This window comes from Glaciihabitans tibetensis (genome assembly GCF_003003265.1).
Classification (GTDB): Bacteria; Actinomycetota; Actinomycetes; order Actinomycetales; family Microbacteriaceae; genus Glaciihabitans; species Glaciihabitans tibetensis.
Map to the genome: position 1 here is coordinate 1 of NZ_PVTL01000013.1, position 25,788 is coordinate 25,788.

General features: G+C 65.8%; 26 protein-coding genes. 14 read left to right on the forward strand and 12 right to left on the reverse strand.

Annotated features, from left to right (window positions below):
• Positions 1-107: 107 nt before the first annotated feature.
• The 4 genes from glgX to B0I08_RS17070 form a co-directional block, all read right to left on the reverse strand.
• Positions 108-2,255 (reverse strand): glycogen debranching protein GlgX, encoded by a 2,148-nt coding sequence (gene glgX, locus B0I08_RS17055; RefSeq protein WP_106215075.1) that lies wholly within the window; start codon positions 2,253-2,255, stop codon positions 108-110.
• A gap of 215 nt (positions 2,256-2,470) precedes the next feature.
• Positions 2,471-2,737, reverse strand: coding sequence for a GlsB/YeaQ/YmgE family stress response membrane protein (locus B0I08_RS17060; RefSeq protein ID WP_106215077.1), 267 nt, complete (start codon positions 2,735-2,737; stop codon positions 2,471-2,473).
• Positions 2,738-2,811: 74 nt separating this feature from the next.
• Positions 2,812-3,267 (reverse strand): SRPBCC family protein, encoded by a 456-nt coding sequence (locus B0I08_RS17065; protein WP_106215079.1) that lies wholly within the window; start codon positions 3,265-3,267, stop codon positions 2,812-2,814.
• Positions 3,268-3,475: 208 nt separating this feature from the next.
• Positions 3,476-3,823 carry a hypothetical protein gene (locus tag B0I08_RS17070; protein ID WP_146134470.1) on the reverse strand — a complete coding sequence of 116 codons (348 nt, stop codon included), beginning with the start codon at positions 3,821-3,823 and terminating at the stop codon, positions 3,476-3,478.
• A 221-nt stretch (positions 3,824-4,044) separates the two neighbouring features.
• On the opposite strand from B0I08_RS17070, the gene B0I08_RS17075 reads away from it, so the two are divergent.
• Positions 4,045-4,842, forward strand: a complete 798-nt coding sequence (locus B0I08_RS17075) for a hypothetical protein (protein WP_106215083.1) — start codon at positions 4,045-4,047, stop codon at positions 4,840-4,842.
• 263 nt (positions 4,843-5,105) lie between these two features.
• Here the strand turns inward: B0I08_RS17075 and B0I08_RS17080 are convergent, their stop codons facing one another.
• Positions 5,106-5,405 (reverse strand): hypothetical protein, encoded by a 300-nt coding sequence (locus B0I08_RS17080; protein WP_106215085.1) that lies wholly within the window; start codon positions 5,403-5,405, stop codon positions 5,106-5,108.
• Between the two features lie 7 nt (positions 5,406-5,412).
• Positions 5,413-5,730 (reverse strand): DUF7882 family protein, encoded by a 318-nt coding sequence (locus B0I08_RS17085; RefSeq protein ID WP_106215087.1) that lies wholly within the window; start codon positions 5,728-5,730, stop codon positions 5,413-5,415.
• Positions 5,731-5,873: 143 nt separating this feature from the next.
• On the opposite strand from B0I08_RS17085, the gene B0I08_RS17090 reads away from it, so the two are divergent.
• The 4 genes from B0I08_RS17090 (at position 5,874) to B0I08_RS17105 (ending at position 8,307) form a co-directional block, all read left to right on the forward strand.
• Positions 5,874-6,218, forward strand: coding sequence for a hypothetical protein (locus tag B0I08_RS17090; RefSeq protein WP_106215089.1), 345 nt, complete (start codon positions 5,874-5,876; stop codon positions 6,216-6,218).
• 118 nt (positions 6,219-6,336) lie between these two features.
• Positions 6,337-6,642 (forward strand): hypothetical protein, encoded by a 306-nt coding sequence (locus tag B0I08_RS17095; RefSeq protein WP_106215091.1) that lies wholly within the window; start codon positions 6,337-6,339, stop codon positions 6,640-6,642.
• Positions 6,643-6,820: 178 nt separating this feature from the next.
• Positions 6,821-7,504: a GAF and ANTAR domain-containing protein gene (locus tag B0I08_RS17100; RefSeq protein ID WP_106215093.1), complete on the forward strand. Its 684-nt coding sequence runs from the start codon at positions 6,821-6,823 to the stop codon at positions 7,502-7,504.
• Between the two features lie 32 nt (positions 7,505-7,536).
• Entirely contained in the window at positions 7,537-8,307 is a 771-nt protein-coding gene (locus B0I08_RS17105) for a GAF and ANTAR domain-containing protein (RefSeq protein WP_106215159.1), read from the forward strand.
• Here B0I08_RS17105 and B0I08_RS17110 read toward each other — a convergent pair.
• Complete coding sequence (locus B0I08_RS17110) at positions 8,294-9,199, reverse strand: D-hexose-6-phosphate mutarotase (protein WP_106215095.1); 906 nt, start codon at positions 9,197-9,199, stop codon at positions 8,294-8,296. The two genes, B0I08_RS17105 and B0I08_RS17110, sit on opposite strands and share 14 nt — an antisense overlap.
• A 178-nt stretch (positions 9,200-9,377) precedes the next feature.
• On the opposite strand from B0I08_RS17110, the gene B0I08_RS17115 reads away from it, so the two are divergent.
• The gene (locus tag B0I08_RS17115) at positions 9,378-10,160 is read left to right on the forward strand and encodes a glycoside hydrolase family 16 protein (RefSeq protein WP_106215097.1); all 783 of its coding nucleotides are present in this window, start codon (positions 9,378-9,380) and stop codon (positions 10,158-10,160) included.
• A 17-nt stretch (positions 10,161-10,177) separates the two neighbouring features.
• Here B0I08_RS17115 and B0I08_RS17120 read toward each other — a convergent pair whose 3' ends face one another.
• Complete coding sequence (locus B0I08_RS17120; protein ID WP_181243475.1) at positions 10,178-10,777, reverse strand: TetR family transcriptional regulator; 600 nt, start codon at positions 10,775-10,777, stop codon at positions 10,178-10,180.
• A 185-nt stretch (positions 10,778-10,962) separates the two neighbouring features.
• On the opposite strand from B0I08_RS17120, the gene B0I08_RS17125 reads away from it, so the two are divergent.
• Genes B0I08_RS17125 through B0I08_RS17155 form a run of 7 tightly spaced genes read left to right on the forward strand, consistent with a single transcriptional unit; the run spans position 10,963 to position 19,151 of the window.
• Positions 10,963-12,495, forward strand: coding sequence for an ABC transporter substrate-binding protein (locus B0I08_RS17125; RefSeq protein ID WP_106215101.1), 1,533 nt, complete (start codon positions 10,963-10,965; stop codon positions 12,493-12,495).
• Positions 12,492-13,442: an ABC transporter permease gene (locus B0I08_RS17130; protein WP_106215103.1), complete on the forward strand. Its 951-nt coding sequence runs from the start codon at positions 12,492-12,494 to the stop codon at positions 13,440-13,442. Before B0I08_RS17125 ends, B0I08_RS17130 begins: the two co-directional genes overlap by 4 nt.
• Entirely contained in the window at positions 13,429-14,316 is an 888-nt protein-coding gene (locus tag B0I08_RS17135; RefSeq protein WP_146134471.1) for an ABC transporter permease, read from the forward strand. The genes B0I08_RS17130 and B0I08_RS17135 overlap by 14 nt, the downstream gene beginning before the upstream one ends.
• Positions 14,313-15,158 (forward strand): ABC transporter ATP-binding protein, encoded by an 846-nt coding sequence (locus B0I08_RS17140; protein WP_106215107.1) that lies wholly within the window; start codon positions 14,313-14,315, stop codon positions 15,156-15,158. Before B0I08_RS17135 ends, B0I08_RS17140 begins: the two co-directional genes overlap by 4 nt.
• Complete coding sequence (locus tag B0I08_RS17145) at positions 15,155-15,997, forward strand: ABC transporter ATP-binding protein (RefSeq protein WP_106215109.1); 843 nt, start codon at positions 15,155-15,157, stop codon at positions 15,995-15,997. Before B0I08_RS17140 ends, B0I08_RS17145 begins: the two co-directional genes overlap by 4 nt.
• The gene (locus tag B0I08_RS17150; protein WP_106215111.1) at positions 15,997-18,171 is read left to right on the forward strand and encodes a family 1 glycosylhydrolase; all 2,175 of its coding nucleotides are present in this window, start codon (positions 15,997-15,999) and stop codon (positions 18,169-18,171) included. Before B0I08_RS17145 ends, B0I08_RS17150 begins: the two co-directional genes overlap by 1 nt.
• 2 nt (positions 18,172-18,173) lie before the next feature.
• The gene (locus B0I08_RS17155) at positions 18,174-19,151 is read left to right on the forward strand and encodes an alpha/beta hydrolase (protein WP_106215113.1); all 978 of its coding nucleotides are present in this window, start codon (positions 18,174-18,176) and stop codon (positions 19,149-19,151) included.
• A 172-nt stretch (positions 19,152-19,323) separates the two neighbouring features.
• Here B0I08_RS17155 and B0I08_RS17160 read toward each other — a convergent pair whose 3' ends face one another.
• Positions 19,324-19,848, reverse strand: coding sequence for a VanZ family protein (locus B0I08_RS17160; RefSeq protein WP_106215115.1), 525 nt, complete (start codon positions 19,846-19,848; stop codon positions 19,324-19,326).
• A gap of 349 nt (positions 19,849-20,197) precedes the next feature.
• Between B0I08_RS17160 and B0I08_RS17165 the strand changes: the two genes are divergently transcribed.
• The gene (locus B0I08_RS17165; protein ID WP_106215117.1) at positions 20,198-21,880 is read left to right on the forward strand and encodes a ribonuclease J; all 1,683 of its coding nucleotides are present in this window, start codon (positions 20,198-20,200) and stop codon (positions 21,878-21,880) included.
• Positions 21,881-22,571: 691 nt separating this feature from the next.
• Here B0I08_RS17165 and B0I08_RS17170 read toward each other — a convergent pair.
• The 3 genes from B0I08_RS17170 to B0I08_RS17180 all read right to left on the reverse strand — a co-directional run bounded on the left by B0I08_RS17170 (position 22,572) and on the right by B0I08_RS17180 (position 25,652).
• The gene (locus tag B0I08_RS17170; protein ID WP_219905705.1) at positions 22,572-23,240 is read right to left on the reverse strand and encodes a Pr6Pr family membrane protein; all 669 of its coding nucleotides are present in this window, start codon (positions 23,238-23,240) and stop codon (positions 22,572-22,574) included.
• Positions 23,241-23,366: 126 nt separating this feature from the next.
• Positions 23,367-23,972 (reverse strand): nitroreductase family deazaflavin-dependent oxidoreductase, encoded by a 606-nt coding sequence (locus tag B0I08_RS17175; protein WP_219905706.1) that lies wholly within the window; start codon positions 23,970-23,972, stop codon positions 23,367-23,369.
• Positions 23,973-24,023: 51 nt separating this feature from the next.
• Positions 24,024-25,652: a peptide chain release factor 3 gene (locus B0I08_RS17180; protein ID WP_106215119.1), complete on the reverse strand. Its 1,629-nt coding sequence runs from the start codon at positions 25,650-25,652 to the stop codon at positions 24,024-24,026.
• Positions 25,653-25,788 lie beyond the last annotated feature (136 nt).

Genomic DNA, 25,788 nt, shown 5'->3' on the forward strand with positions numbered 1-25,788 from the left:
CCCCGACGTTTGTCCGCGCCAGCGGGCTGTGGGAGGCGACCACCCCATATTTTCGATCCCCACGGAGCGTCAACGACGCTGGGCTGCTGGCCTCTGGGTGCAAGCAGTTAGCGCGAGATGCGCGACCGCAGAAGTGTGAACGACGCGTCCCGCACGCGCAGCATTACGGGCTCGTCCGCGGCGCTGGCGGACCCGACATCCGCCTGCCCTGCACCATTTTCGGCTGCGTCAGCCACAGCTTCGTCACTCTGCGTGAGCACATTCTGCTCGGGGTCGCTTGAGGCGGCCAGCTCCCAGGGTGAGTTCGGCGCCTCGGGAAGGGTGAAATCGACTCCCTCGGTGGCGGCGTTCAGGAGCAGCACAAACGCGTCCTCCTCAAGGTGCCAGAGGAGGAAGGCGACCGCGCGCGCCTGAGGGTCCTGCCAGTCCGCGTCGGTGAACACGGTCGCGGCGGGCGTCAGGATCTGCACGGTGTCGCCGTCGACGACGTCGTCGCCCTGCCCGGGTGCCTGACGGAACCAGACCGGGCGCAGCGCCGGATTCTCCTTGCGGAGCCGGATCAGCTCTGCGGTGAAGTGGAACAGGTTGGCGTCGGCCTTGTCCCAGTCGAACCACGAAATCTCGTTGTCCTGAGCGTAGCCGTTGTTGTTTCCGCCCTGGGTGCGGCCGACTTCGTCGCCTCCGAGAATCATCGGCACGCCGGCCGAGAGCAGGAGGGTCGCGAGGAAGTTGCGGCGCTGGCGCTCACGGTACTCGGTCACGGCGCCGTCATCCGTCGGGCCCTCCACTCCCCCGTTGGCAGACTTGTTGTCGCTCTCGCCGTCGTTGTTGTCTTCGCCGTTGGCCTCATTGTGCTTCTCGCTGTACGAGGTGAGGTCGTGCAGGGTGAACCCGTCGTGGGCGGTCACGAAGTTGACACTCGACATCGGCGAGCGACGGGACTCTTCGTAGACATCGGGGCTGCCGAGCACGCGCTGCGAGAACGCGCTGAGCACACCCTCCTCGCCGTTCCAGTAGCCGCGCACGTCGTCACGGAACTTGCCATTCCACTCCGACCAGTCGGCCGGGAAGCCGCCGACCTGGTAGCCGGCGGTGTCCCACGGCTCGGCGATCATCTTGACCGGCGCGAGAATCGGGTCCTGCTGGATGAGACTGAGGAACGCGCTGTGGATCGCGGCGTCGCCACCCTGGCGGGTGAGGGTGGTGGCGAGGTCGAAGCGGAAACCGTCGACGTGCATCTCGGTCACCCAGTAGCGCAGCGAATCCATGATGAGGCCAAGGGCCGCGGGGTGTCCGACGTTCAGGCTGTTGCCGGTGCCGGTGGTGTCGAAGTAGGAGTCGCGCTGGTGCTCGACGAGCCGGTAGTAGCTCTCGTTGTCGATGCCCTTGAACGACAGCGTCGGGCCCATGTGGTTGCCCTCGGCGGTGTGGTTGTAGACGACGTCGAGGATCACCTCGAGGCCCGCGGCATGGAACGCCTTGACCATGCTCTTGAACTCGGCGACCTGCCCGCCGCCATCGCCTGTGGAGGAGTAGTCGCCATGCGGCGCGAAGAACCCAATGCTGTTGTAGCCCCAGTAGTTGCGCAGGTCCTTCTCGAGCAGGTGGCTGTCCTGCACAAACTGGTGCACGGGCAACAGCTCGACCGCGGTGACACCGAGGTCGGTGAAGTGCTTGATCGCGGCCGGGTGGGCAAGGCCTGCATAGGTGCCGCGGATTTCCTCGGGAACGTCGGGATGCAACTGGGTGAAGCCTTTGACGTGTACCTCGTAAACGACGGTGTCAGCGAAGGCCGTTCGCGGCGCGACATCCCCCGTCCAATCGAAACTCGGGTCGGTCACGATGCAGAGCGGTGTGGACCCGGCCGAGTCGGTGGGGTCCTGCTCGGTGGGCTCGTTCATGTCGTGCCCGAAAACCGCCTGGCCCCACGCGTAGTCGCCCGTGATCGCGGTTGCGTGTGGGTCGAGCAGAAGTTTGTTGGCGTTGTGGCGCAGGCCGTTGGCCGGATCCCACGCGCCGTGCACGCGCAGGCCGTACCGGGTGCCGACCTCCACGCCGTCGATGAGGCCGTGGAACACGTGGCCGGTGCGTTCGCTCAGCATTACCTTTGTCTCGATGCCGTTGTCGTCGAAGGTGCAGAACTCGATGGCGTCGGCCGTCTCGGAGTAAACCGCGACGTTGACGCCGGGTTCGGTTCCCTTGAGGACTGTGACGCCCAACGGGTAGGGCAGGGACAGCGGCGAGCTTACGGACACGGTGAGGTCTCTTTCTGAGTAGCTGCAGAGGTGGGGCTGTGAAGTGGGCGGTGAGGTGTAGCTGCAGAGGTGGGGCGGTGCGGTGTAGCTGTGAAGTGGTGCGGATGCCTGGTGCTGGCGGATGTCGGGTGACGCAGAACGAGCGGGTGGAGCACCGAGATGGTGCTCCACCCGCTCGCGGGGTGCTACGGCCGAAGCCGGGCGGTGCTAGTGGATCAGGCCTTGCGGCTGCGGCCGGTGATGGCGCCGTAGATCACGAGGACGACGAGCGAACCGAGGATCGCGACGATCCAGGTCTCGATCGAGAAGAACTCTTCGAGGCCGACGCCGAAGACCGCGTTGCCGATGAATCCACCGAGCAGTGCGCCAACCACGCCGAGGATCAGGGTGATGATCCAGCCGCCGCCCTGGCGGCCCGGGAGGATGAGCTTGGCGATGGCACCGGCGATGAGGCCGAGGATGAGGAATGCGATGAAGCCCATGATGAGTTTCTCCGTTTCTGTGTAAGTGATGCTGTGGTGGTGGGGAGGGAGTTGAGTTGAGGGGGGGGTGAGGCTTACGCCTGCACGTCGCCGCGCCAGGCGCCGGACGCGGTGCCCTGGTCTTCGATGAACGCCTTGAACTTCTTCAGGTCCTTCTTGATGGCGTGGTCATCGACGCCCAGAACGGCGCCGGCCTTTTCGAGGAGGCCCGTGGGCTCCCAGTCGATTTGCACAGTGACGCGGGATGTCTCGTCGCTGAGTTTGTGGAACGTCACCACACCCGCGTGGTTCTCGTCGCCACCGGTGCTGTTCCAAGCAACGCGCTCGTCAGCGTGCTGCTCGGTGATCGTGGCGTCGAACTCGCGCACGGCTCCGCCGATCTTCACTTTCCAGTGCGTGTGGGTGTCGTCGATCTGGGTGATGGACTCGACGAACTCCAGGAACTGGGGAAACGACTCGAACTGGGTCCACTGGTTGTAAGCGGTAGTTACGGGGACGTTGACATCGATGCTGTCGATGATCTGGGCCACGGTGTTCTCCTTCTTGTTGTGGGCGGTCGGCGTTGAAGTACGACGCTGTGATGTGCGGCCGTGAGCTGGTCGGTCAGCAGCTAGTTGGTCAGTGGCTGAGCGGTCAATGGCGAATCGGTCAATGGCTAATCGGTCGGTAGCTGGTCCGTCAGTGGCTGGTTGGTCAGTGGCTGGTTGGTCAGTCGCTGGTTGGTCAGTGGCTGAGCGGTCAGTGGTCTGTGACGGGCCCGGCAGCGCTGCGGTGATACTGCGGCGCTGCCCTCGGCAACGTCGCCGCGAGCGTTTCGCCCATGTGGTGCAGAGTGTTGTGCACCGCGACGAGGAGACTTGGTGCCGTCGTCATCCGCTCATCCACGACAGCTTTTGCTTCCGGAAGGTTGCTGTGGCTGCTGAGCTCGTGACCACTGCTGTCGCGAGCGACAAAGTGGCCGTCGAAGAACTCGACCATCCCCGCGTACTCTCCGTTTACGCTGGCGACCCAGAGGTTATCCTCCGGCGCCATCCACGTCACAACGACCTGAATGTCGGCTGACTGCGTAGCTCCGTGCGGCATCACAATCCCATCGTTTATCTGACCGAACAACTGATAATTACCGTATCCAGCTGGCGCCCAGAAATGCCGCTCGGAAAAAGATATGCGACGATCCGCACGGTCGGCGCTCGACGATTGGGCGGCGAAATCCGCGAGATCTCGCGGTAGTTTCTGCCCTAACTCCCAGCCGGAGGGTGGTAAAGACTCGTCGTTCGCCCTCGAAGGGGGTAGACATCGGACACGTCGTGTGTTATGCATCGCTGGAGTTCGCGACGGGGTTCGGTGGTGCGCGCGGACCTCACCGCGGGGCCGTGCTGTGGCGCACCGACATCCGCTCCGTGCACTATCGTCGTATCGCTCGGGAGAACACCGAGCTCGACAGAATCGAGACCGCCATGCCGACCCTAGTTTTGCTTAGCGTGGCCGACGAAGACACCGCCAGGGAAGGCTTCGCGCGGATTCTCGATCTGCACGCCGTCGCCCTGCTCACTCTTCAGGGCTGCGCGCTGCTCAGTGGCGCGACCGGTGCTGCTAGCGCAACGGGTGTTGCTGGTGTAGCGGGCGCTGCTGGTGTAGCGGGTGTTGCAGGCGCCGCTCGTCGCACCGTGCTGATCGACGGTCCGCCAGAGGCGGTGGGCGTGCAGCGCGTCGAAGTCGTCAACGGGTTTGCGCCCCTCGTGCGCTCTCTGCTCCGGGTCGACCCGGTTGCGGCCAACGCAAGTAACGCTGACCCCGACCCACGCGCGGCCGACCTGGACGCTGCCGCGGCATCTGTGAATGCTGGTGCCGATGTTGACGCTGACCACGACGCTAACCACGACCACGACCACGACCACGACGCTATTGCCGATTCCGCGCTGGCACACATCGCGGATCGCAACGATGTTGTGGCGCTCCTGGGCCGCGGCGAACCGGTCCTCGCGTTTCTCGTTTCCGCCATCGCGGAGGGCGAGGTATTCCGCCAACTGGAATTTCTCCGAGCGGAACGGCTCCAAATCGAGCTGACCGACGATGCTGTCGAGCAGCTCGCAGTCGCCAGCTAGCTGCACTAGCTAACTCGCTAGCTTATTGGTGCGACGGGAGTCCCCGCCCAGGGGAACCTCGCCCAGCGGTCAGTTGGCGACGAAACGCCTCCGCCGAGCGCACCCAGCGGGCAGCAATCGACGCACTTTCGCGAAATCAGCGACGCGACTGGCCTCTCGACGAGCCCGGAAGATCGGCAACTGACCCGTCGATACCTGGGAGGAGCGGCAACTGACCGGTCGCCGGGGAAAAGTGTCGACGGCTGACCGGTCGACCGCGCGTATCAGTGGGGAGCTGGCTCGCCGAACTCCGACTCGATGTGCTCGGGCTGCCCGAGCTCTTCTGGGTCCTTGTAGGTCTCGGAGGCGGGCAGCTCGACGCCCATCAGGGCAATCGGGGTGCCAGCGGTGACGAGCAAGTCAGCCGTCTGGTACGAGCCCTCACCGCGGTTGACGCGCAACCAGAGCGGGCGCCCCTCCGCGATCGCGGTGTTGATCTCGGACTGAACCTCGGACAGTTCCCTGCTCGCGAGCGTGTAGTGGTCGCCGTCGTAGCGAATGTTGATGCGCTTGAGTGGTCTCATTGTGCGCCTACTCGTCGTCACTGGTGGGTACGGGAGGTTCGGGCACGATCTGGAGTCCGCTGACCGAGTTGGCGGTCACCACGAGCTGGTCGATCCAGTAGCGATTGACCCGCGGCATCCGGCCACCGTAGTACTTGTAAATCAACGAGATACTCGGATGGAGCCAGATCGCGGTGCGCCCGTCGCCAATGCGATCGTCGTCTTTCCAGGAGAAGTAGAAGGACTCTCCGCGGCGCAGCTTGGCGCCGATGACAATCTGCAGATGCGCGAGTACCCGGTCTTCAAAATCGACGGTGAACTCAGAATCGTACGTCAGGGTTCCCATAGGTCTCTCGTTCAGGCGGTTGGTCGGACTGAATTCTAATCCCTGAGGGTCTCCGCCTTCGACAAGCTGTGCAAAACCAGCGAATGTGCGCCCCGGTTGATCGTTCGCGGCGCGGCACTACCAGATAGTTCTATGGTGTCTCCATGAAGCTCATTCATTACGCAGGCGAGACCTTGCTCACGGGAGACTTGATTGCTGACGCGGTCCTCCGGTATGCCGGCGCGCTCGCAGAGGGCAGCGGATCCGCGACGATCGTGATTCCGATCCGGCTGCCCGACGGCACCGTTGCCGATGCTAACCTCCTGGTCGGCCCGGCAAGCCAACTTGTCGCCGTGCCGCAGCCGACCGACAACGAAGAGATCATTGACGAAAAGCTCATCGACCGGATCGAGCTCGAGATCGAGCGACTCGCGCCGTCGCATCCACCCATCAACACCCCGGGTGATGACTACAAGATCATGGGCGCCCCCTCGGAGTGGGAGCTCTAGGAAAGACCCGACATCGCACCACCAGACGCACCTCCGTGTCAAGCCCGCGCTTCTCGATTCGCGCGACGTGGCGGCGAGGGTGTCAACTTGTGGCACGAGGAACGGGAGGGACCACCGAATGTTGACGGACCTGGGCCAATGGGCAGCAGCCCGCGACTCGCAGCCTGCTCCCGCCCTGCGCGTTGCCGTGATCACCGAGTGCCCCGAGCGTGCGTGGACCGTGGTCAGCCAGCCCACTCCCGGGCGCGCAGACCGGCAGGTCCTCGGGTTGATCCAACGGGTCGACGACGACTATGAGGTGACCATATTTGGAGATCCCATCCGGATGATGCGCGCCGCCGACGTCGCCGAAGCTGTTGCCCTGGTGTCGGTGGATGCCTCGTCCGCACGCAGCGCACGCGCCCCCGCACGCGGGGTCGGCTAGGCGCCCTGCACGCTCCACCGGCCCTCCGCATCCAGGTGGTGCGGGCGCGGCTATTCAGCCGTATTCTTGATACCAATTCGAAGACGACAGCCCAGACCCCGCTATCTCCCTTCGCGATCTACAACGCAACCGGCGTGACAAATCCGCACGTACGGTTGCTGCGAGCTTGTGGGATGTGATGAGCGGTAAAGCAGTGGAAGCGACGGCAGAGTCCGCCGGCAACCTTGCCGCGCCCTTTCTCGACCTGCTTCCCATCTCCGGTGTCGCGGTCTCCGTAATCGATCGGTCGGGACGGCAGTCGATCATCCACGCCAGTGACGACACCGTTGAGCAGCTTGCGGAGATCCAGTTTGACCTCGGTGAAGGCCCGATGGTCTCGTCCTTCTGGTCGGCCAACCCGGAGATTATCCCTGACGCCCCCCTCACCTGTCGGCAACGGTGGCCCGCATTCGCCGACGCCATGGCCTCGCTCGATGTCGGGTCGCTCTTCGCGTTCCCGCTGATCACCGGAGCTGCCTGCGTTGGGGTCGCCCTGACGTACCGATGGCCCGGCGGCTCGCTGAACGAGGCTGCAATCGAGCGTGGGATGTCGCTGGCAAAAGCGATTGCCGGCCCCGCACTGGAGCGGGCGCTCACCTTCGCCGATATGGATGAGTCAATGGCGCAAGCGGACGCTCCACCACTCGAGATGCGCCGCCAGATTCATCAGGCCACGGGAATGATTTTGGCCCAGCTCGACAGCACCGCGACCGAGGCCCTGCTACGCCTGCAGGCCTACGCCTTCGCCAACGGGCGCACGGTGCGCGACGTCGCCTCGGCCGTCGTCTTGCGCGAGCTCGACTTCAGTTTGTTGCCCGAGTGACGCGGGCAGACCCAGAACACATGGAGAACAACATGAACGAAGCGTCGCGCGAGCAGCGCATCAACGAAGCTTTTGTCAGGGTCGCGGACACACTCATGGACAGCTACGACGTCGTCGACCTGCTGTCGAGCCTCGTCACGGAGTGCGTCGACCTTCTCGATGTGCAGGCCGGCGGGCTGCTCATTGATGGCGGCGATGGCAACCTCGAACTGATTGCCTCCACCAGTGAGGAGGCGGAGTTCGTCGAGATCATGCAGGTCGCCGCGGGAGCCGGGCCCTGTGTGGACTGTTTCACCACCGGACTTCCCATCTCGGTGAGTGACCTGGAGCTATCCGGTGACCGCTGGCCCGAATTTCGGCGGGCCGCCGCAGATCGGGGATTCCGGTCGGTTCACGCCACCCCGATGCGTCTGCGCGGCCGGGTCATCGGCGCGATGAACCTCCTCAGCACCAGCGTCGGAACGCTCGACGAACGCGATGAGCGGCTCGCGCAGGCCCTCGCCGACGTCGCGATTCTGGGAATCCTCCAGGAACGCAGCCAGCGCGATCCCCGGTTCGTAGCGGAGCAGCTGCATCTGGCGCTCGACTCACGGGTGATGGTCGAGCAAGCCAAGGGCGTGCTTGCGCACACGCAGAACGTGTCGATGGACGAGGCCTTCAACCTGCTCCGCGCGTTTGCGCGCAGCAGTACCCAATCGCTCCGGGTGGTCGCCGAGGGTGTGGTTGACCGGTCGATCAGCGCCGATGACGTCGCCGCGCCAGCGAGCACCAGGGTCAGCGGCGACGGGGTCAGCGGCCCGTGACGTCGTAACGCACGCTCATGGTGTGGCTGGCGCCCGCCTCCAGCGTGACGGCGGCGGCACCGACATTGCAGGTCTCAACGCACACCATCGTGGTCCACTCGTCGTCGCCGAAGTCGGCCATCTTCGCCGCTTTCGCCACCCACGGATTCCAGACCACCGTGCTCGACGACTCGCGCGGCTTCACGTCGATCACGCGCTTCGCGTTCGGATCCACCACCCCGATCGTCTCGGCACTGCCCAGGTAGACGCGGTCGGTTTCGCCGACAAATCGCACAGCTTCTCCCTCTGCGGGGAGGGGGCTCGGGCCGTCGAGCTTGTCGAGGAAGGGCACGTCCTCGAGGCCCGTGACGGAGACCGAGCGGATGTCGCTGACCCCAAAGTACGTGTGCAGCGCAGCCTCGTAGGTGAACGCCTTGCGGTCGGGGTTGGTCACCGTCAGTGCCAGGTCCAGATGGCCGCCGACCGTTACCGTATAGAGCGCCTCAAACCGGTGGCCCCAGGCGGATGCGCGGGTCGCGAGGTCGTCATGCAGGCGCAGCGTGAGCACCACGGTGGAGCCCACATCCTTGGCTTCGACTAACTCCCACTCGGCTAGGCGGGCGAAGCCGTGGGACGGTTCGGACGGATCATCCGCATTCGCACCAAACCACGGGAAGCAGATCGGAACCCCACCACGCAACGGAACCCCGTCGGTGTATTCGCTTTTCTCGCTCATCCAAATGACCGAGGCGTCCGTGCCGGCCGGGGTCCACGACGCGACGTGCGCGCCACGCAGGTAGATCTCCGCCGAGGCGCTGGGAGCGGTGACCCGCAGCACGCGAAGACCGCCGGGCCCGACATCCGCCTGAACGGACGCGGGAAGGGACGGGATGGGTGCGGGCAAGACAGACACTGGGACCTCCGGGTCGTTGTGATTCGCTCAGTACCATCATCCTCAGTCTTGAGGTGCCGCACCAACCCGACGGGTCGCTGCAACCTAAGCATTCGCCGGACTCGCTGAAGCCGTAGCGCCGCCGCCGCGCGCCCGGCATGCTGGGGAAATGACACGGCGACCGAGCGAGTAACCCAGCATGATTCTGGACTTTGCGGATGATTTCTCCGGGCCGGCCCTCGACGCGCAGCGCTGGGTTGACCACTATCTGCCGCAGTGGAGCACCCCGGAGCGATCGCGGGCTCGCTACGACTTCGACGAGGGCGGACTGCGATTGCGGATCGACGTCGACCAGGCGACTTGGCCCGACGAAACCGGGCAGCTACGGGTGTCGAATATTCAGACCGGCTCGTTTTCGGGCGAGCGTGGTTCCGACCGGGGAACCCATCGGTCTGACCCAGGTCTCCGGGTCCGCACCCCGGTGGAGACCCGGCGGCTGTGGACACCGAGTGCGGGCGCCGACGATGCGAGGCGGGTCGATGTGACCCTGCGGGCAACAGCCCACCCCGCGTGTATGGTCGCGGTGTGGCTTGTGGGATTCGAAGAGGATTCTCCCGCCGATTCCGGTGAGATTTGTATCGCTGAGCTGTTCGGCTCGGCGATCACCGCGGACAGTGCACGGGTCAACGTGGGCGTGAAGGCGCACCACGACCCGCGATTGCGTGACGAAATGGCCGTCACGACCCTCGCGTGCGACGTCACCCAGGAACACAGTTACGGAGGCGAGTGGGGACCAGACCGGGTCAGGTTCTTCGTTGATGAGCAACTCATCCATACCGTCAATCAGGGTCTCAGCTACCCGGTGCAGCTAATGGTGGACCTGTTCGAGTTTCCTGACGAGACGCGCCGCAGCCGGGACCCAGCGGACTATCCCAAAACGGCGCACGTGCGCGGAGTGCGCGGGTACCGCCGCGCTCGCTGAAGCGGCACCTGGTTCCGTTAGGCGTCGAAGCCGCGCTCAAGCGTGATCAACGCCGTGCGCCAGGCCTCTGCGTCGACGGCAAAGTGATGTGTCTCACCACTCTCGAGGTGCTCGAGTGTCATGGTGTGGAGGAGCCCGCCAACGAGCTCGGGCAGAAATCGCACGCTCGCGTGCGCAGGATATTGATGCACCACGTGCGTTACGACCTGGGCTATCCGCGCGACTTCGCTGCGGTAGTACGCGGCCACGGTGGGTATCTCCAACAGAGAGACTCGGGCTCGTCGACGGCGAATCGTCACCTCGTCGGGATCGTCGGCACCGTATGCGTCACGCTCGATTGCCCAGATAAGCGCGCGCACCGGGGGTAGACCGGAGCTCAGCGCTTCACGGAGGTCGACGGCCATGTTCTGGAAGACACCGCCGCTGAACAGTACGGCCTCTTTGCACGAGAAGTAACGGAAGAAGGTGCGTCGCCCGACCGAGGCCGCGGCGGTGATGTCATCGATGGTTGTGCTGTCGAAGCCGCGACTCTCGAACAAGTCGAGTGCTGCCACCCGGATGTCCTCGCGGGTGCGGTCCTTTTGCTCTGCGCGGGTGCTGCGCGCGGGTGTACTCATCTGCATATCGTGCTCCGTTCCTTCCACATTCGATGGTGCCATGCTCGAACCCTAAACGTGGCACTAGTGCCATTTATGTTCGCATTCCGTTCATTCAATGGAAAGTGGCACTGGTGCCACTATTCACAATTCGCCCGTAACTTCGGTTGCGTGGTCACCCCGGCCACTTGACCAGGAGGACTTCCATGTTCCGACGTACGGCAACCGGCGCCCTGCTCGCAGTCGCGCTGACCGGTGCGCTCGCACTCTCCGCGTGCAGCAGCCCAGCAACCACCGCCACCAACGCCACCAGTGAGATTTCTGAGGGAGGCACGCTCACCGTCGCGCTCGACCGCGAACTGCCCACCCTCGATGTCACCAACGGCCTGCTCGCACAGCAGCCCGTTCTGATTCTGTCCAACGCGCTCTACCAGCCGTTGATGGCGCCCGCAGCGGGTGGAACGTTCACCCCCGGGCTCGCTAAGTCCCTAGAGTCAGACGAGACCGCAACGCACTGGACGCTGACGATCCCGGACGACGTCACCTTCTCGGACGGTTCGCCCCTGACGACCGCAGCAGTCAAGGCGCATGTCGAGCGTCTCGCCAACCCCGAGTCGAAGTCATCCGCCGCCGGACAGGCCAAGCAGATCGCCGGAATGACGATCACCGACGACACCACCATGGTCTTCGACCTCGCCGCCCCCAACGCCGACTTCGCTTCACTTCTCGCGCGCACCCTCGGCATGATCACCTCCACAACGGCGACGGACGAGCTCGGCTTCCCCCTCGGCGCCGGCCCCTTCGTCATTGACGCGTTCACGCCGGGCGATTCCGTCACCGTCGTCCGCAACGAGAACTACTGGGGAGAGCCCGCGGCCCTCGACAGCATCACATTCAAGATGATGCCCGACGCCGACTCGCGCTACCAGAGCCTTCAGTCTGGCGACGTCGACCTGATCTGGACCGAGGTGACGAGCCAGTTCGAGCAGGCCCGCGCCGATGATTCACTCGAGGTGCACGCGGCCCCCGCCGCGGTGAGCAGCCTGCTGCTGAACCTGTCCAACCCGAAGTTCGAGGACGTAGAGATCCGCACCGCGCTCGCACAGGCGATCGACCGTGACGCAGTCAACGCGGTGGTGAACCTCGGCGAAGGCATAACCGTAGACAGCCCCTACAGCCTGTTGGGCGACCTCGCCCCCACAGTCGACTACCCCGAATACGACGTCGAGGCAGCGAAGGACGTACTCGAGGGAGCCGGTCTCAGCTTTACGATCGCCTCCGACAACTCCCCGGACTCGATCCAGCGCGCCACCGCGATCAAGGACATGCTCGGTGAGGCCGGAGTAGAGGTCGAGATCGAGCCAGTGGAGGGAGCTTCCTTCAGCTCCACACTCGCGGCCAAGGACTTCGAAGCCGCCCAGCTGGTTACCTCGATCTTCTCCGACCCCTCAGGCGGAGCGCTCGTAGCCACCTCGACCGGGCCCTACAACTTCACGGGGTACGCCAACGATGAGGTCGACCAGTTCCTCAAAGAAGCCAGCGGTATGACCGGCGGAACCGAGCGCTCCACTCTGCTCGCGGACGCGTCGGAACAGCTCGCGACCGACCTGCCCATGCTGTGGCTGACCGCGAGCAACGCGGGCCTCATCGGCTCCGCGGACCTTGCCGGGTTCCCGGACCTCACCGGCATCACCCTCATCTCGGTGCAGCCGGCGCAGATCGGGTGGGCTGCCGAGTGACCACCGCCTGGTTGCCGCGCGCGGGCCGATCGCTGTTGGTCCTGATCGTCATCGCGGCGCTCACCTGCCAACTCGCCTTGCTCCTGCCCGGCGACCCGGCGCTCATCCTCCTCGGACAGGAATCGACCGAGGCCCAGCGTGAAGCACTTCGCCACACGCTGGGCCTCGACCAGAACGGCCTCCTGCGCTTCCTTAGCTTTATGGGTGGAGTAGTTACCGGCGACTGGGGCACGTCGTTTACGTCGGGGCGGCCGGTGCTGTCCGAAATCCTCGCGCGCGTGCCCGCCACCGCCGAACTGGTGATCCTCAGCCAGGTAGTCGCCCTCGCCATCGCCATCCCTCTCGCGCTGCACAGCGCGCGCAACCCAGGCGGGCGGTTCGACCGGATTACCTCGACTGGCACCTTCCTGCTTCTCGCCCTGCCGTCGTTCGTCGTCGGCGTTCTCGCCATCCAGCTCTTCGCCGTCCAACTCGGCTGGCTCCCGGCGTCTGGCTACACCCCGTTTGCCGAGAACCCGCTGGATAACCTCTCCCGGATGGTGCTCCCCGTGTTCACGCTCGGGGTTGCCGAGGGTGCGGTGTACCTGCGCGCACTGCGGGGTTCTGCGATGGAGTCGCTGCACTCTCCCTACGCATACGCGTCGATCGTGCGAGGGGCGTCTGACCCGCAGTTGCTCTGGTGGCGGATCCTGCGCCCCTCGTCATCCACCTTGATCGCCCTCGTCGGAATCAACCTGGCGGTGGCGCTCGGCGGCACTCTGCTCGTCGAAAGCCTGTTCGCCATTCCCGGACTGGGCCGCCTCACCGTTGGTGCGCTCGGCGCCCGAGACCTCCCCGTCATCCAGGGTGTTGTGCTGTTCGCCGCGGTCATCGTGGTGGTTGCCGGCATCCTCACCGATATCGCGGTGCGCCGCGTCGACCCAAGGAGCACCCGTGAGCGTCACTGATTTGACCACTCCCCTGACCTCACCCTCTGGCGCGGCCTCAGGGCCCGGCACACCACCGTCGGCCTCCGTTGCTCGACGTCGCATCCCGCGGGTTGGTGTGATGCTTGCCACCGCGTGGCTCGTGCTACTGGCGATCGCAGCGCTCGCTGCCGCGGTGGGGCTTACCGTGGATCCCCTCGCCAACGACTATTCCGTCATCAGCCAGGCACCGAGCCTCGCCCACCCCTTCGGGACGGACAACCTCGGTCGTGACGTATTCTCCCGGTCGCTCCACGGGGCCGCGGCGAGCGCGGTCGTCGCACTGGTCACCGTCGTAGTCGGCGGAGGCATCGGCATTCTCCTCGGAGTCTGGGCGGGACTGCGGCGCGGGTTTGCCGACGCGGTGGTGGGTTTTCTTACCGACGTGACCATCGCCCTGCCGTCGCTCATCATCGTGGCGACCATCGTGACGCTGACCGGACCCAGCCTTCCGACCATCTCGCTCACCATTGCCGGCTTCGCTATTCCGGTGTTCGCGAGACTCAGCCGGAGCGCGACGCTCGCCATCGCCACCGAGAACTACGTCATCGTCGCACGTACCCTCGGAGCGAGCGGGTGGCGCATTCTTACCCGCGAGGTACTTCCCAGCGTTTTGCCCATCATGATGCCGTTCATCATGACCACCCTCGCCACCGCGATCGTCGCCGAGGGAGCGCTGAGCTTTCTCGGCTTCGGGCTACGACCGCCCGAGCCGTCGTGGGGTGGCCTCATCGCCGAAGGCCGCACCCAATTGCCGGTCGCGCCCTGGGTGACTCTTATGCCCGCGCTGCTGCTGTGCGCAACCATCCTGTCCATCAACGTGCTCGGAGAGCACTCCCGGGAAGCGAAACGATGAGCTCACAACCAATCCTCGAGGTGCGCGACCTCACCGCCACGGTGCTCCGCCGCGGGGTCGAACGGACAGTCGTTGAAGGCGCCTCCTTCACGCTCTACCCCGGACGTTCGCTCGGCATCGTCGGTGAGTCTGGCGCGGGCAAGTCGATGCTCATCCGATCCATCCTCGGGGTGCATCCGCCCGGGGTCGCGATGCGCGTCACTGGACACGTTCAGCTCGACGGACACGACATGCTCGCCCTCCGCGGCCGCGCCCACCGCCGCGCACTTGCCACCAGTGTGGGCATGATCCACCAGGATCCGCTCCGCTCGCTCAACCCGACCATTCGGGTAGGCGACCAACTCACCGAGGTACTGGCCTTTGCGGGCGGCACCGGGCGAAGCGAGCGTGCTCGCCGGGGCATCGAGCTCATGCGCAGCGTGGGATTCCGAAGCCCGGAGAGTGAGTCGCGCCGGTTCCCCCACGAACTGTCCGGAGGGCAGCGGCAGCGGATCGGGATCGGCGCTGCGGCGCTGACCGAACCGGCCCTGCTCATCGGTGACGAGCCGACGACGGCGCTGGATGTCACCGTGCAGAAGCGGGTCCTCGACATCATGGACGAGACGCGGGCGCGCACCGGATCGAGCCTCCTCCTCGTCACCCACGACCTCGGCGTTGCCGCGGAACGCTGCGACGACATCGTGGTGATGCGCGCGGGGCAGATCGTGGAGTCCGGCCCCACGGCTCAGGTCATCTCCGCCCCAGCACACCCGTATACGCGGGCACTCCTCGACAGCATCCCGCGCCTCGACGGCCCCCGCGTGCGCCGCCTTCACACCTCGGCAGATGGAGTTCTCTCATGAGCGACGTAGCGAGCACGCCAGACGTATTGATCGTGAGCAACCTCGTCGTCGGATACGGCGACCGGGTGGTGCTCGACGGTGTCAGCATCAACGTGCCAAAGGGCGGAAGCGTCGGGTTGGTCGGCGAGTCCGGCTCGGGCAAGTCGACCTTTGCGCGAACGATCCTCGGACTTCAGAAACCGCGGTCCGGTTCCATCAACATCGCCAGTGGCGGAGCCGACCACCCGGTGCAGATGGTGTTCCAGGATCCCATCTCGTCGCTGAACCCTCACCGCGCCGCCCTCGATATCGTTGCCGAGCCGCTCACGATTCGAGGCGAGGGGACGATGCGCCAGCGCCGGGAGAGCGCGCGCGAGTTGCTCAGCCGGGTCGGGCTGGATCCCCACCGCTTCGCCGATGCACGGCCCAGCACACTCTCCGGGGGTCAGGCTCAACGCGTGGCCATCGCTCGGGCACTGATCGCGCGGCCCGCGCTGCTGCTCTGCGACGAACCGGTCTCCTCTCTCGACGTGTCCGTTCAGGCCCGCGTTCTCAACCTGCTCGCCGAACTTCGAGACGAGATCGGGCTGAGCATGCTGTTCATCTCCCACGATCTCGCCGTGGTACGGATGATCGCGGACTCGGTCGCGGTGCTTTGCGAGGGCCAGATTGTCGAGAGCGGCGACACTGAGAGCGTCATCTCAGCACCGCAGCACGAGTACACGCGGCAGCTGCTCGAGGCGGCGCCTCGACTTCCGGGGGCTTCGCGGCCCGCCCCGACATCCACCTTGATTGACCCTGTGAATTTTTCTCCACCGGCCCCATTCGCGGGCCCATCACCTGAACCGAAAGACGACTGATGACACGCACATTTCCTGAAGGCTTCGTCTGGGGCACGGGCACCTCGGCCTACCAGGTCGAAGGTGCCTGGGACGCGGACGGCAAGGTTCCCTCGGTGTGGGACACCGCGTTGCACTCGTGGCTGCGTACGCCCGACGGCACGAGCGGCGACCGCGCGATCGACCAGTACCACCGGCTCGATGAAGACCTCGACCTCCTGCAGCGTCTCGGGGCGGGAGCGCACCGGTTCTCCGCCGCCTGGCCGCGGATCGTCACGGATGCCGCGGGCACGGTCAACCCGGCTGGACTCGACTACTACGAGCGCGTGGTGGACGGGTTGCTCGCGCGGGGTATCGCCCCGGCGCTGAACCTGTACCACTGGGATACCCCGCAGTGGATGGAGGACCTGGGCGGAATGATGACCCGCGAATTCGCCGACCACTTCGGTCACTTCGCGTCTGTGTTGGCGGAACGCCTCGGAGATCGAGTCGACCAGTGGTTCACGATGAACGAGCCGACCCACCCGTCGCTCGGTGGGTACGTCGCGGGGTTCCTCCCGCCCGCCCGCCGTGAGGGCACGGCGGGTCTGGCATCCGTGCACCACCTGCTTCTCGCCCACGGCACCTCGATTCTCGCGCTTCGTGCGGCGGGAGCGGTCGGCGACATCGGCACCATCCTGAGCATGAACGGGGTCGCCCCGGCGACCACCCACCCGTTGGACGTGGCCGCCGCCGCGCGCGCCGACTACTTCGACGGCCGACTGTTTCTCGACCCCATGCTCGGGCACGGACACCTGCCGGAACTCGCGGCGGTACTCGGCGACACGGTTCGCGAGGGCGACCTCGACATCATCGCGCAGCCCATGGACGTGCTCGGGGTGAACTGGTATTCCCGCTACACGGTTGCGTCGACCGAGCGCGCTGCCGCCCACCTGGCCGAGCTACCGCCGCGCGCCGCAATGTTCCACGGCCTTGCGCCGGTCACCGCCGGGCTCGGCTTCGCGATCGTGCCTGCGCCGGGGCTCCCCTGGGGCGGCGCCCACCGCCAGCTCACGCCAGGCGGGTTTCGTGAAGCGCTGGACTGGCTTGCGGACACCTACCCCGACCACCCCGATGTTGTGATCACGGAGAACGGGATCGGCTACGCAGACAAGCCCGACGTCGACGGAGAGGTTCGCGACGAGGCACGGATCCGCTACCTCAGCTGGGCGATCCGCGAGGTCGCCGATGCCATCGCAGACGGGGTACGAGTGCGCGGGTACCACGCATGGTCGAGCCACGACAACCTGCAATACATGGCGGGATTCACGCAGCGTTTCGGCCTGATCCACGTGGACCCTGACACTCTTGTGCGCACACCGAAAGCGTCCTTCGACTGGTACCGCGAGGTGGTGCGGACGGGCGTGGTTCCGACCGCTGTGGAACAGTATCCGACCGGCGACCACACCGGGATCGATGTGCCCGGTGTGCGCAACGCACGCGGGATCGGCGGGCTGGAGACTGTGGACGGTCGACACGTGCGCGAGGGTCTGGTGTTCCGCAGCGCCGGCCTCCACGCAATAACCGACGAGGGGCGGCAGGCACTGTCGGAACTCGGAGTCGACACGATTCTGGACCTGCGCGGAAGGAGCGAGGCCGCGCGAGTGCCCGATGAGTTCCCCGGCGTACGCTTGGTGCACCTGCCGCTTCACGAGCCCGCGGATCCCGGAGCGGGAAGCGTGCTGGGCGCCGCGGCCGATGCCTCCGGAACGCCTGGGCTACGCGACCTGTATCGGGAGATCGCGCTCACGCGAGGAGGAGAAATGGTTGCGGGTCTGCGCGCAATTGCGTCAGCTGACGGAGCCGTGCTCGCCCACTGCACCGCAGGAAAAGACCGCACGGGGGTCTTCATCGCGGTGCTGCTGGCGGCCATAGGCGTGCGCGACGACCACATCGTGCGCACCTACGCGGAATCGGACGAGCGCCTCGGTGCGGAGTTCCGGTCCGAGGTGATGGCGCTGCTCCACCCCGGATCGTCGGGCAACTCGTCATTCACGGAGGACGCGCTCGACGACATGCTCGCCTCGCCCGCCGAGCTCATTGAGGAAGTGCTCGAGACCATCCGTCACGACCATGGCACGGTCGCGACATATCTCGCAGCGTTCGGATTCCCCTCTGACGAGCTAGCCGGACTGCGTCGAAAGTTGGTGGACTGAGCATGCCCCTCGATCCCTACCTCGCCGGCCGAGTGCGCGGAATCCCGACCGACCCAAGCTGGAACGCAGACCGCAGTGATCCCGACAACGCCCCTATCTACGCGGAGTTCTTCACGGATCCGGCGCCATACGAGCTCCCCGTGTCCGTCGATATACGCGACGACGTGGTGTTCGGGCCGCACGGACCCGTCCCGGTGCGCATCTACCGTGCTGTTGATGCCATCGGTTTAGTTCCGGCTCTGCTCTGGAACCACGGCGGCGGCTTCGCCGGTGGTGACCTCGACATGAACGAGTCGCACGTAGCGAGCGCCGAGCTCGCCGCCCGGTCGGGTGCCCTCGTGGTGTCCGTCGGCTACCGGCTCGCGACCGACGGCGTGCGCTACCCGGTTCCGCTCGACGACGTCGAGGCAGCCTGGCTCTGGCTCGTCGCGAGTGCAGCCGGACTGGGGGTCGATAGCCGGCGTATTGCGATCGGAGGCGGCAGCGCGGGCGCGAATCTCGCCGCGGCGACCGTGGTTCGGCTGCGCAACAACGCGAGTCCGTTGCCAACCATGATGCTGCTCGCCTATCCAGCCCTGCACTTTCCGCTTCCCGCTCTCGAAGACGATGTGCAAGCCGTGATGGCCACATTGCCGCAGGTTCTTCGTGCCAGCGCAGCAGCGGTGACCGCGATGTTCGCGAACTACGCCGGGCGAATCTCCGATCTCCCGGCCGAAGTGACACCCGGTCACGCTGACCTGCGTAAATTCCCGGCCACGCGCATCTTGATCAGCGAATACGACGACTTCAGGCCGTCAGGCGAACTGTTCGCGGAGCAGCTGGCTGAGGTGGGCGTCCCGGTCGAGACCCGCCTTTCAACGGGAATGCTGCACGGACACCTGAACCGCACCCCGGCGCTCCCCGAGGTCTCTCGCTCGCTCGACTACTTCGCTGCCGCCTTCGCACCAACGGTAAACTCCGCGCCCAGCTCCCACGAATAGCGCGTCGAAACACGTTCTCCTGGTTCCGCGCTAGAGCCGCGGCGCGCTGGAAGAACGTCCAGCATGCTGGACGGAGAGAGGTCGCAGCGGCCTGCGGCTGCACGCCGACGCCGAGTACTCCAAGACTAGCGGCGGTTCGCGGCGTTAGCGGTGCCAGCGCCGGTTCGCGGCGTTAGCGGTGCCAGCGCCGCATCAGTACTGCTGCGACCACGCCAAGCGCGCCGCCCGCTGTGTTGGCCGCGATGTCGATCGGTGATGCGAAGCGCTCGGCGATGAACACGCGTTGGCCAAGCTCGACCAACGCCGACAGCGCCGCACAGATCGCAATCGCTAACCACCACGGCATGCGCACAAATACGAGAACCAGCAGAACGCCGAGCGGCACAAACAGGGCGACGTTTGCCGCAATCTCCACGGTGTTATAGGTCACCGCGGTGGCGCCAGCCTGCTGCGCGGACGTCACTGCCGCTGCCACCTGCCCGTGGACGGGACGGTCCACCGGAGTCGGCCAGAACACGATGAGCGCCGCGACCGCAAGGTACCCGACCAGCACCACACGAGAGATCCGATGAAGGTACCGCGTGGGGCCGGTCGTGGCGCGGGTCACGGCGCGGGTCGCGGTGTGGCGTGTGGAATGGTCTGCGAGATGGTCCGTGGAGTGGCGTGCTGAGTGGTCTGCGGGATGGCTCGGCGTCATGTGCTCCTTCCGGTCTCGTACTGGTCTCGTGCTGGTCTAGTGCTGGTCTCCTGCTGGTCAGCGAGCGTACCGCGATCGTGTTTCGGGGGTGTTGTGTGCCGCAAGTTCGGCAGCTTGCGCACAATATCGACAGCGCCGACGGAGTGCGGGTGGCTCCACCGATAGAATGATCATGCTCGGTCTGTCCCCGGAGGGGACGGCCGGCCCTGCTCCCGCACCAGTGACTGCTTCGGCACCAGGAATTCGGCACCAGGAAGTACCATCCCTCCCCTCACACCTTCGCCGTAAGAACGGCACACCACAGCAAGACCAGTCCGCCGCGCGGGCAGGTCTCAACCGAGAGAGATCTATGAATAACATCCATTCCCTTGATATTGGCGCGCCACCTAAGCTTCCCAACCGTGGGCTCCGAGTCATCCCCCTTGGCGGACTCGGCGAAATTGGCCGCAACATGACCGTGTTCGAACACAAGGGCAAGCTGCTCATCGTCGACTGCGGTGTGCTGTTTCCGGAGGACTCGCAGCCCGGCATCGACGTGATCCTGCCCGACTTCGCCTACCTGCGTAATCGACTGCAGGACATCGAGGCCATCGTGCTCACGCACGGCCACGAAGACCACATCGGCGCGGTCCCGTACCTGCTGCGCGAGCGCGAAGACATCCCAATCATTGCGTCGACCCTGACGCTGGCGTTCCTGTCGGCGAAGCTGCAGGAGCACCGCCAGTCGCCGCCGATGATCACGGTCGCCGAGGGAGACACCCGCAAGGCTGGCCCGTTCGATCTCGAGTTCCTCGCGGTGAACCACTCCATCCCCGACGGACTCGCTGTGGCGATCCGCACCGAGGCTGGCCTCGTGCTGCACACCGGTGACTTCAAGATGGACCAGTTTCCGATGGACAAGCGCATCACCGACCTCAACGGTTTCGCGCGCCTCGGCGACGAGGGCGTTGACCTCTTTATGACCGACTCCACCAACGCCGAGGTGCCCGGCTTCACCATGGCCGAGGCCGACATCGCGCCCGCCATCGAGCGGGTCTTCCGCGAGGCACCTCGCCGCATTGTTGTCTCCAGCTTCGCCAGCCACGTGCACCGCATCCAGCAGGTGCTCGACGCCGCCGTGGTGCACAAGCGCAAGGTCGCGTTCGTCGGCCGCTCGATGGTGCGCAACATGGGCATCGCCAGCGAACTCGGCTATCTCAACATTCCCGCCGGCCTGGTCGTTGAGATGAAGCAGCTCGAGCGTATGCGCCCCGAGCAGGTCGTCATCATCTGCACTGGTTCGCAGGGCGAGCCGATGGCCGCGCTTTCGCGCATGGCCACCCGTGAGCACATTATCAAGATCGGTGAGGGCGACACGGTGCTGATGGCCAGCTCGCTCATCCCCGGTAACGAGAACGCGATCTACCGCATCATCAACTCGTTCACCCGCTGGGGCGCGAACGTAGTGCACAAGGCCAACGCGAAGGTGCACGTCTCGGGCCACGCCAGCGCTGGCGAGCTCGTCTACTGCTACAACCTGGTGAAGCCCGCCAACGTCATGCCCGTGCACGGCGAGTGGCGTCACCTCAAGGCGAACGCTGAGCTGGCTATCCGCACGGGTGTTCCCGCTGACCGCGCCCTGATCGTCGAAGACGGCGTAGTTGTCGACCTCGTCGACGGCCGCGCGAGCATCGTTGGCCGCATCCCCACGCCCCACATCTTTGTGGACGGCATGGGAACCGGCAAGGCAACCGAGGTCGCACTCAACGACCGCCAGGTGCTGGCTGAGGAGGGCAGCGTGACCGTGCTCGGCATTCTCGACACCCGCACCGGCAAGCTGGTTGAGCCGCTCGAGTTCTTCCCGCGCGGGTTCGCCCACGATGACGACTGGGTGCGCGAGGCGACCGAGGCCATCACTAAGGCAATGGAGTCCGGCAAGACGATCCTCGACGGTCGCGAGCTCGAGCGCTTCCTCACCCGCACGCTGGGTCGCTGGATGCAGCGCAAGTACCGCCGCGAACCCGTCATCACGTCGATTGTTGTTGACGCGTAAGTTGTAGTTCTGCTGGTGCTCGTGCTGCGGCGGCCGCGGCTGCGGCTGCGGCTGCGGCTGCGGCGCACGTAGCGCACTGATCCACCCGCAACGCCGGACCCGAGCAATCGGGGCCGGCGTTGTTGCGTTGCGGGCGCGATGCCAGCGCTGGTGACCCCGGATACCGTACTGCAAGCACTGGCGACCCCGGATACCGCGCCAGTCGCGACCCATGGCGTGCCCCCCTGCTGTGGAACCGGTCGAGTCCCCCGCGGCGGTAGAAAATCGGTCGCGGCACCGGAAATTTCCGTATCCGCGAGCAGGTTTCCACCGCCGCGAGTCGCTACGACACCCGCCGCGGCCAGATTCCCCCTTCGCGACCGAGGTCGGCCCGGCCGCGACAGGTCTCGGCGCGGTAGTTACCCGCTCGGCGCGGTAGTTGCCTGCACTCTGCCGTCTGGCCGCGGTAGAAAACTTCTCGATGCGGTAGTTGTTTCTACCGCGGTGAGTAGGTGACTACCGCGGCGAGACGCACAAGCTGCCCTGAGAGGTAGGCAACTACCGCGGCGAGACGCAGAAGTCGTGAGGGCAGTGCTCCGCCCCCGCGAGATCCGGCCACCCGGTGCGGTGCGCTGCGCGGCGGCGCTGCACTGCGCGGCGGCGCTGTGCTGTGCCGCGCGGCGCTGTGCCGAGTATCCCGCTCAAACCTGCTTCAAGCCCGGGGCGAGGCCGGCGTCCCGGGTGCCGGCACCCGTGACAGTCCCCACACGGCGGCGCCCGCCGCGGTTACCACGAGAGTGATGAGCGCGACGAAGAATGCGACCGAGCCGTACCCGCTCGACGGGTCGAGGAACGGATAGGGGACCCACCCATCGGTTGCGCCTCGCACCAGAACAACGGCGCACCAGGCGAGCGGATAGACGAGCACTATCCAGAACTTCCTCCACGGCAGGGGGTGCCGATCGGGAGCGAGCAGCCAGTCGACAACGAAGTACACGGGCACAATGACGTGCATAACGACATTCGCCCACGGCAGCGGCACCCCGCCAGCGGCTCCCAGCGGAGCGAGAAGCACCGCATAAACGAGCCCCACCACAACCAGGTACGTGGTCGCTGCACCACGGAGGAGCAGTATCGCTTCGTCGCGTCGCGGAGAATCCGGCCGTGATACCGAGGCGACCACAAGAACGACGCATCCGATCAGATTGCTCTGAATTGTGAAATACCCGAAGAAATTGAACGGGTTGATGGTCGTGCGCGACGCGGTCTCGGCGAGAGTGGCCACCACCGCGGCCGCAATGGAGGCCGCGACGATCAGCCGAAGCCACCGAACGAATCGCATAGCGATTCGCCGCCGAACGTGCGCATCGGTCTCAGACATTGAGGAACCATTCTGTGGGCCGCGATTCTGTGGGCGGCAATTTTGTGGGCCGCGATTCTGAGGAGAACCCTATCGTCCGAAGCCCTCAGTTGCCGCCGCAAGAGGTAATCGGTGCCGCGGTCTCGGTCAGACGTCGGCGGCGGGCGCCCTCGAGGCAATTAGCTCGAACACGGGGTGCTCGGACGCCTCTGCCGCGAAGTCACTGACCGGAGCCGTCCGATCGGCACGGAAGTAGGGACGGGCGGAAACGGCGACCGAAAGGTAGTGCTTGAGCACGGCACCGGCTTCGCTGGGACCTGCCTCGCTGGCACCCGCTTCGCTGGCACCGGCTTCGTTGGCGGCGGCTTCGTCCGCCCCCACCTCCCGCACGGCGAACCGGCGGGTGGAGCCGCGCCGACTGATCGTCGCCTCGCCGGACGCGCGCACGTTGAGCACCCAGGGCACGACCCCGTACGGCGCCACCAGCCACCGTTTGTTGTCGAACGTGACGATCGTCACGGGGTTCGATCGCTGGAGCCCAGTCTTTCGGCCGGTTGTAGTAAGGAGATAGGTGTGCGGGATGACTCCGGCACGAGACATCCCGCACATCACAGCGTTCTCGAACCGGAACCAACGACCGCGGCGGTACTGGCGCGGCTGGCCCGCCTCCGCGCTGCCGCCACTCGCGCCGCCGCCACTCGCGCTGCCGCCGCTCGCGCTGCCGCCGCTGCCGCCACCGGTCCCGTGATCCATGAGTTCAAGTCTCGCTGCCGCCGCGCCTCTCAATCAAGGGCGGGGCAGACCCTACCGGCGGGTCTTCGGCCTCAGGTCGCTCGCACGCACATCCGCAAGCTCGTCCACGCGCAGCGACGGGTGCGCGCGCAGCAGGGCCTGCAGGCGCCACGCGGTGCTGAACAGTGCGAGCAATGCCCCGTCGGAACGTTCGAAGACCTCTACCTGGCGTTCCGTGCGCAGCAACTCGGCGCCATCCTCGTCCACGATCCGGGCCACCTCGAACGGCAGGGTTTCGAAGCGGATCGGCGAACCGAAGTCGTTCTTCATCCGGTCTTCCACCACCTCGAACTGCAGCGGACCCACCGCACCGAGCACGGGGGTTCCCCCTCCGCGCAGCTCGGAATGCAGCACCTGGATAACGCCCTCGTTGTCGAGCTGCTCGATGCCCTTGCGGAACTGCTTGAACTTGCTGCTGTCGGTGGGGTGCGCACTGCGGAAGTGCTCGGGCGAGAACATCGGCAGCCGCGGAAACTCCACGGGCTCACCCGCGTAGAGCGAGTCGCCGACGCGAAGCGATGCCGCATTGACCAGGCCGACGACGTCTCCCGGCCATGCCTCGTCGGTGGATGTCCCGTCCCGACCGAACAGCTGCTGCGCGTACTTCGTGGCGAAGGGGCGCCCGGTGGTGCCATGAGTGGCCACCATGCCGCGCTGGAACAGCCCCGAGCAGACCCGCACGAAGGCGACGTGGTCGCGGTGCGAGGAGTTCATGCCGGACTGCACCTTGAACACGAACCCGGAGAAGTCGGAGTTGACCGGTCGGCGCCGCCCGGCGGCATCGGCGCGCGCCTCGGCCGGGGGTGCGGAGTCGACGAGGGTGTCGAGCAGCTCGCGCACGCCGAAGTTCAGCACCGCCGCGCAGAACAGCACAGGGGTGGTCTCGTTGCCGAGGAAACGCGCCTCGCTGTGGTCCTGGCCCTCGATGGTGAGGAGTCCCTCTTCGTCAACGGCGTCCGTCCAGGCCGCACCTTCATCGGCGGCGGCCTCGGTGGCGCTGAAGCGCTTCGCTACCGCCTGGGTCGCCCCACCCGGCGTACGCTCGAAGTGGATGAAGTCGCCGGTCGAGCGCTCGATCACGCCGCGAAAGTTGCCCGCAATGCCCACGGGCCAGGTGAGCGGGGTCGGGGTGAGTCCGGTGCGCTCGCGGATCTCGTCCATGAGGGCGAGAGCGTCGAGGCCGGGCCGGTCCCACTTGTTGATGACGGTGATGATGGGCAGGCCCCGCTGCTTGCACACATCGAACAGTTTCATGGTCTGCACCTCCAGACCCTTGCTCGCATCGACCAGCATGACCGCGGCATCCACCGCAGACAAAACGCGGAACGTGTCCTCGGAGAAGTCGGCGTGACCGGGGGTGTCTACCAGGTTGATGACTGTGTCGCGGTACTCGAACTGGATCGCGGTCGACGTGATCGAGATTCCGCGGGCCTGCTCCATCGCCATCCAGTCGGACACCGTGCCGCGACGGCCGGCCTTGCCGTGGGTTGCGCCGGCCGTGCCGATGGCGCGCGCGTGCAGCAGCAGGGCCTCGGTGAGCGTCGACTTGCCAGCGTCGGGGTGCGAGATCACCGCGAAGGTGCGCCTGCGACGCGCCTCGGCCAGGATGTCGAGATTGCTTACCTCTGCGAAGTCAGTCATGGGTCCAGTTCTGCGGTAAGGCAATCGATCGTGGGGCGCCGAGGTGCGGTAGATGCGGAGGCATCTGGTGACGCGTGTGGCGCAATAGACCATTCTAAAGGGGGATGTCGAGGCGCTTGCCCTGTTCGTGCAGGCC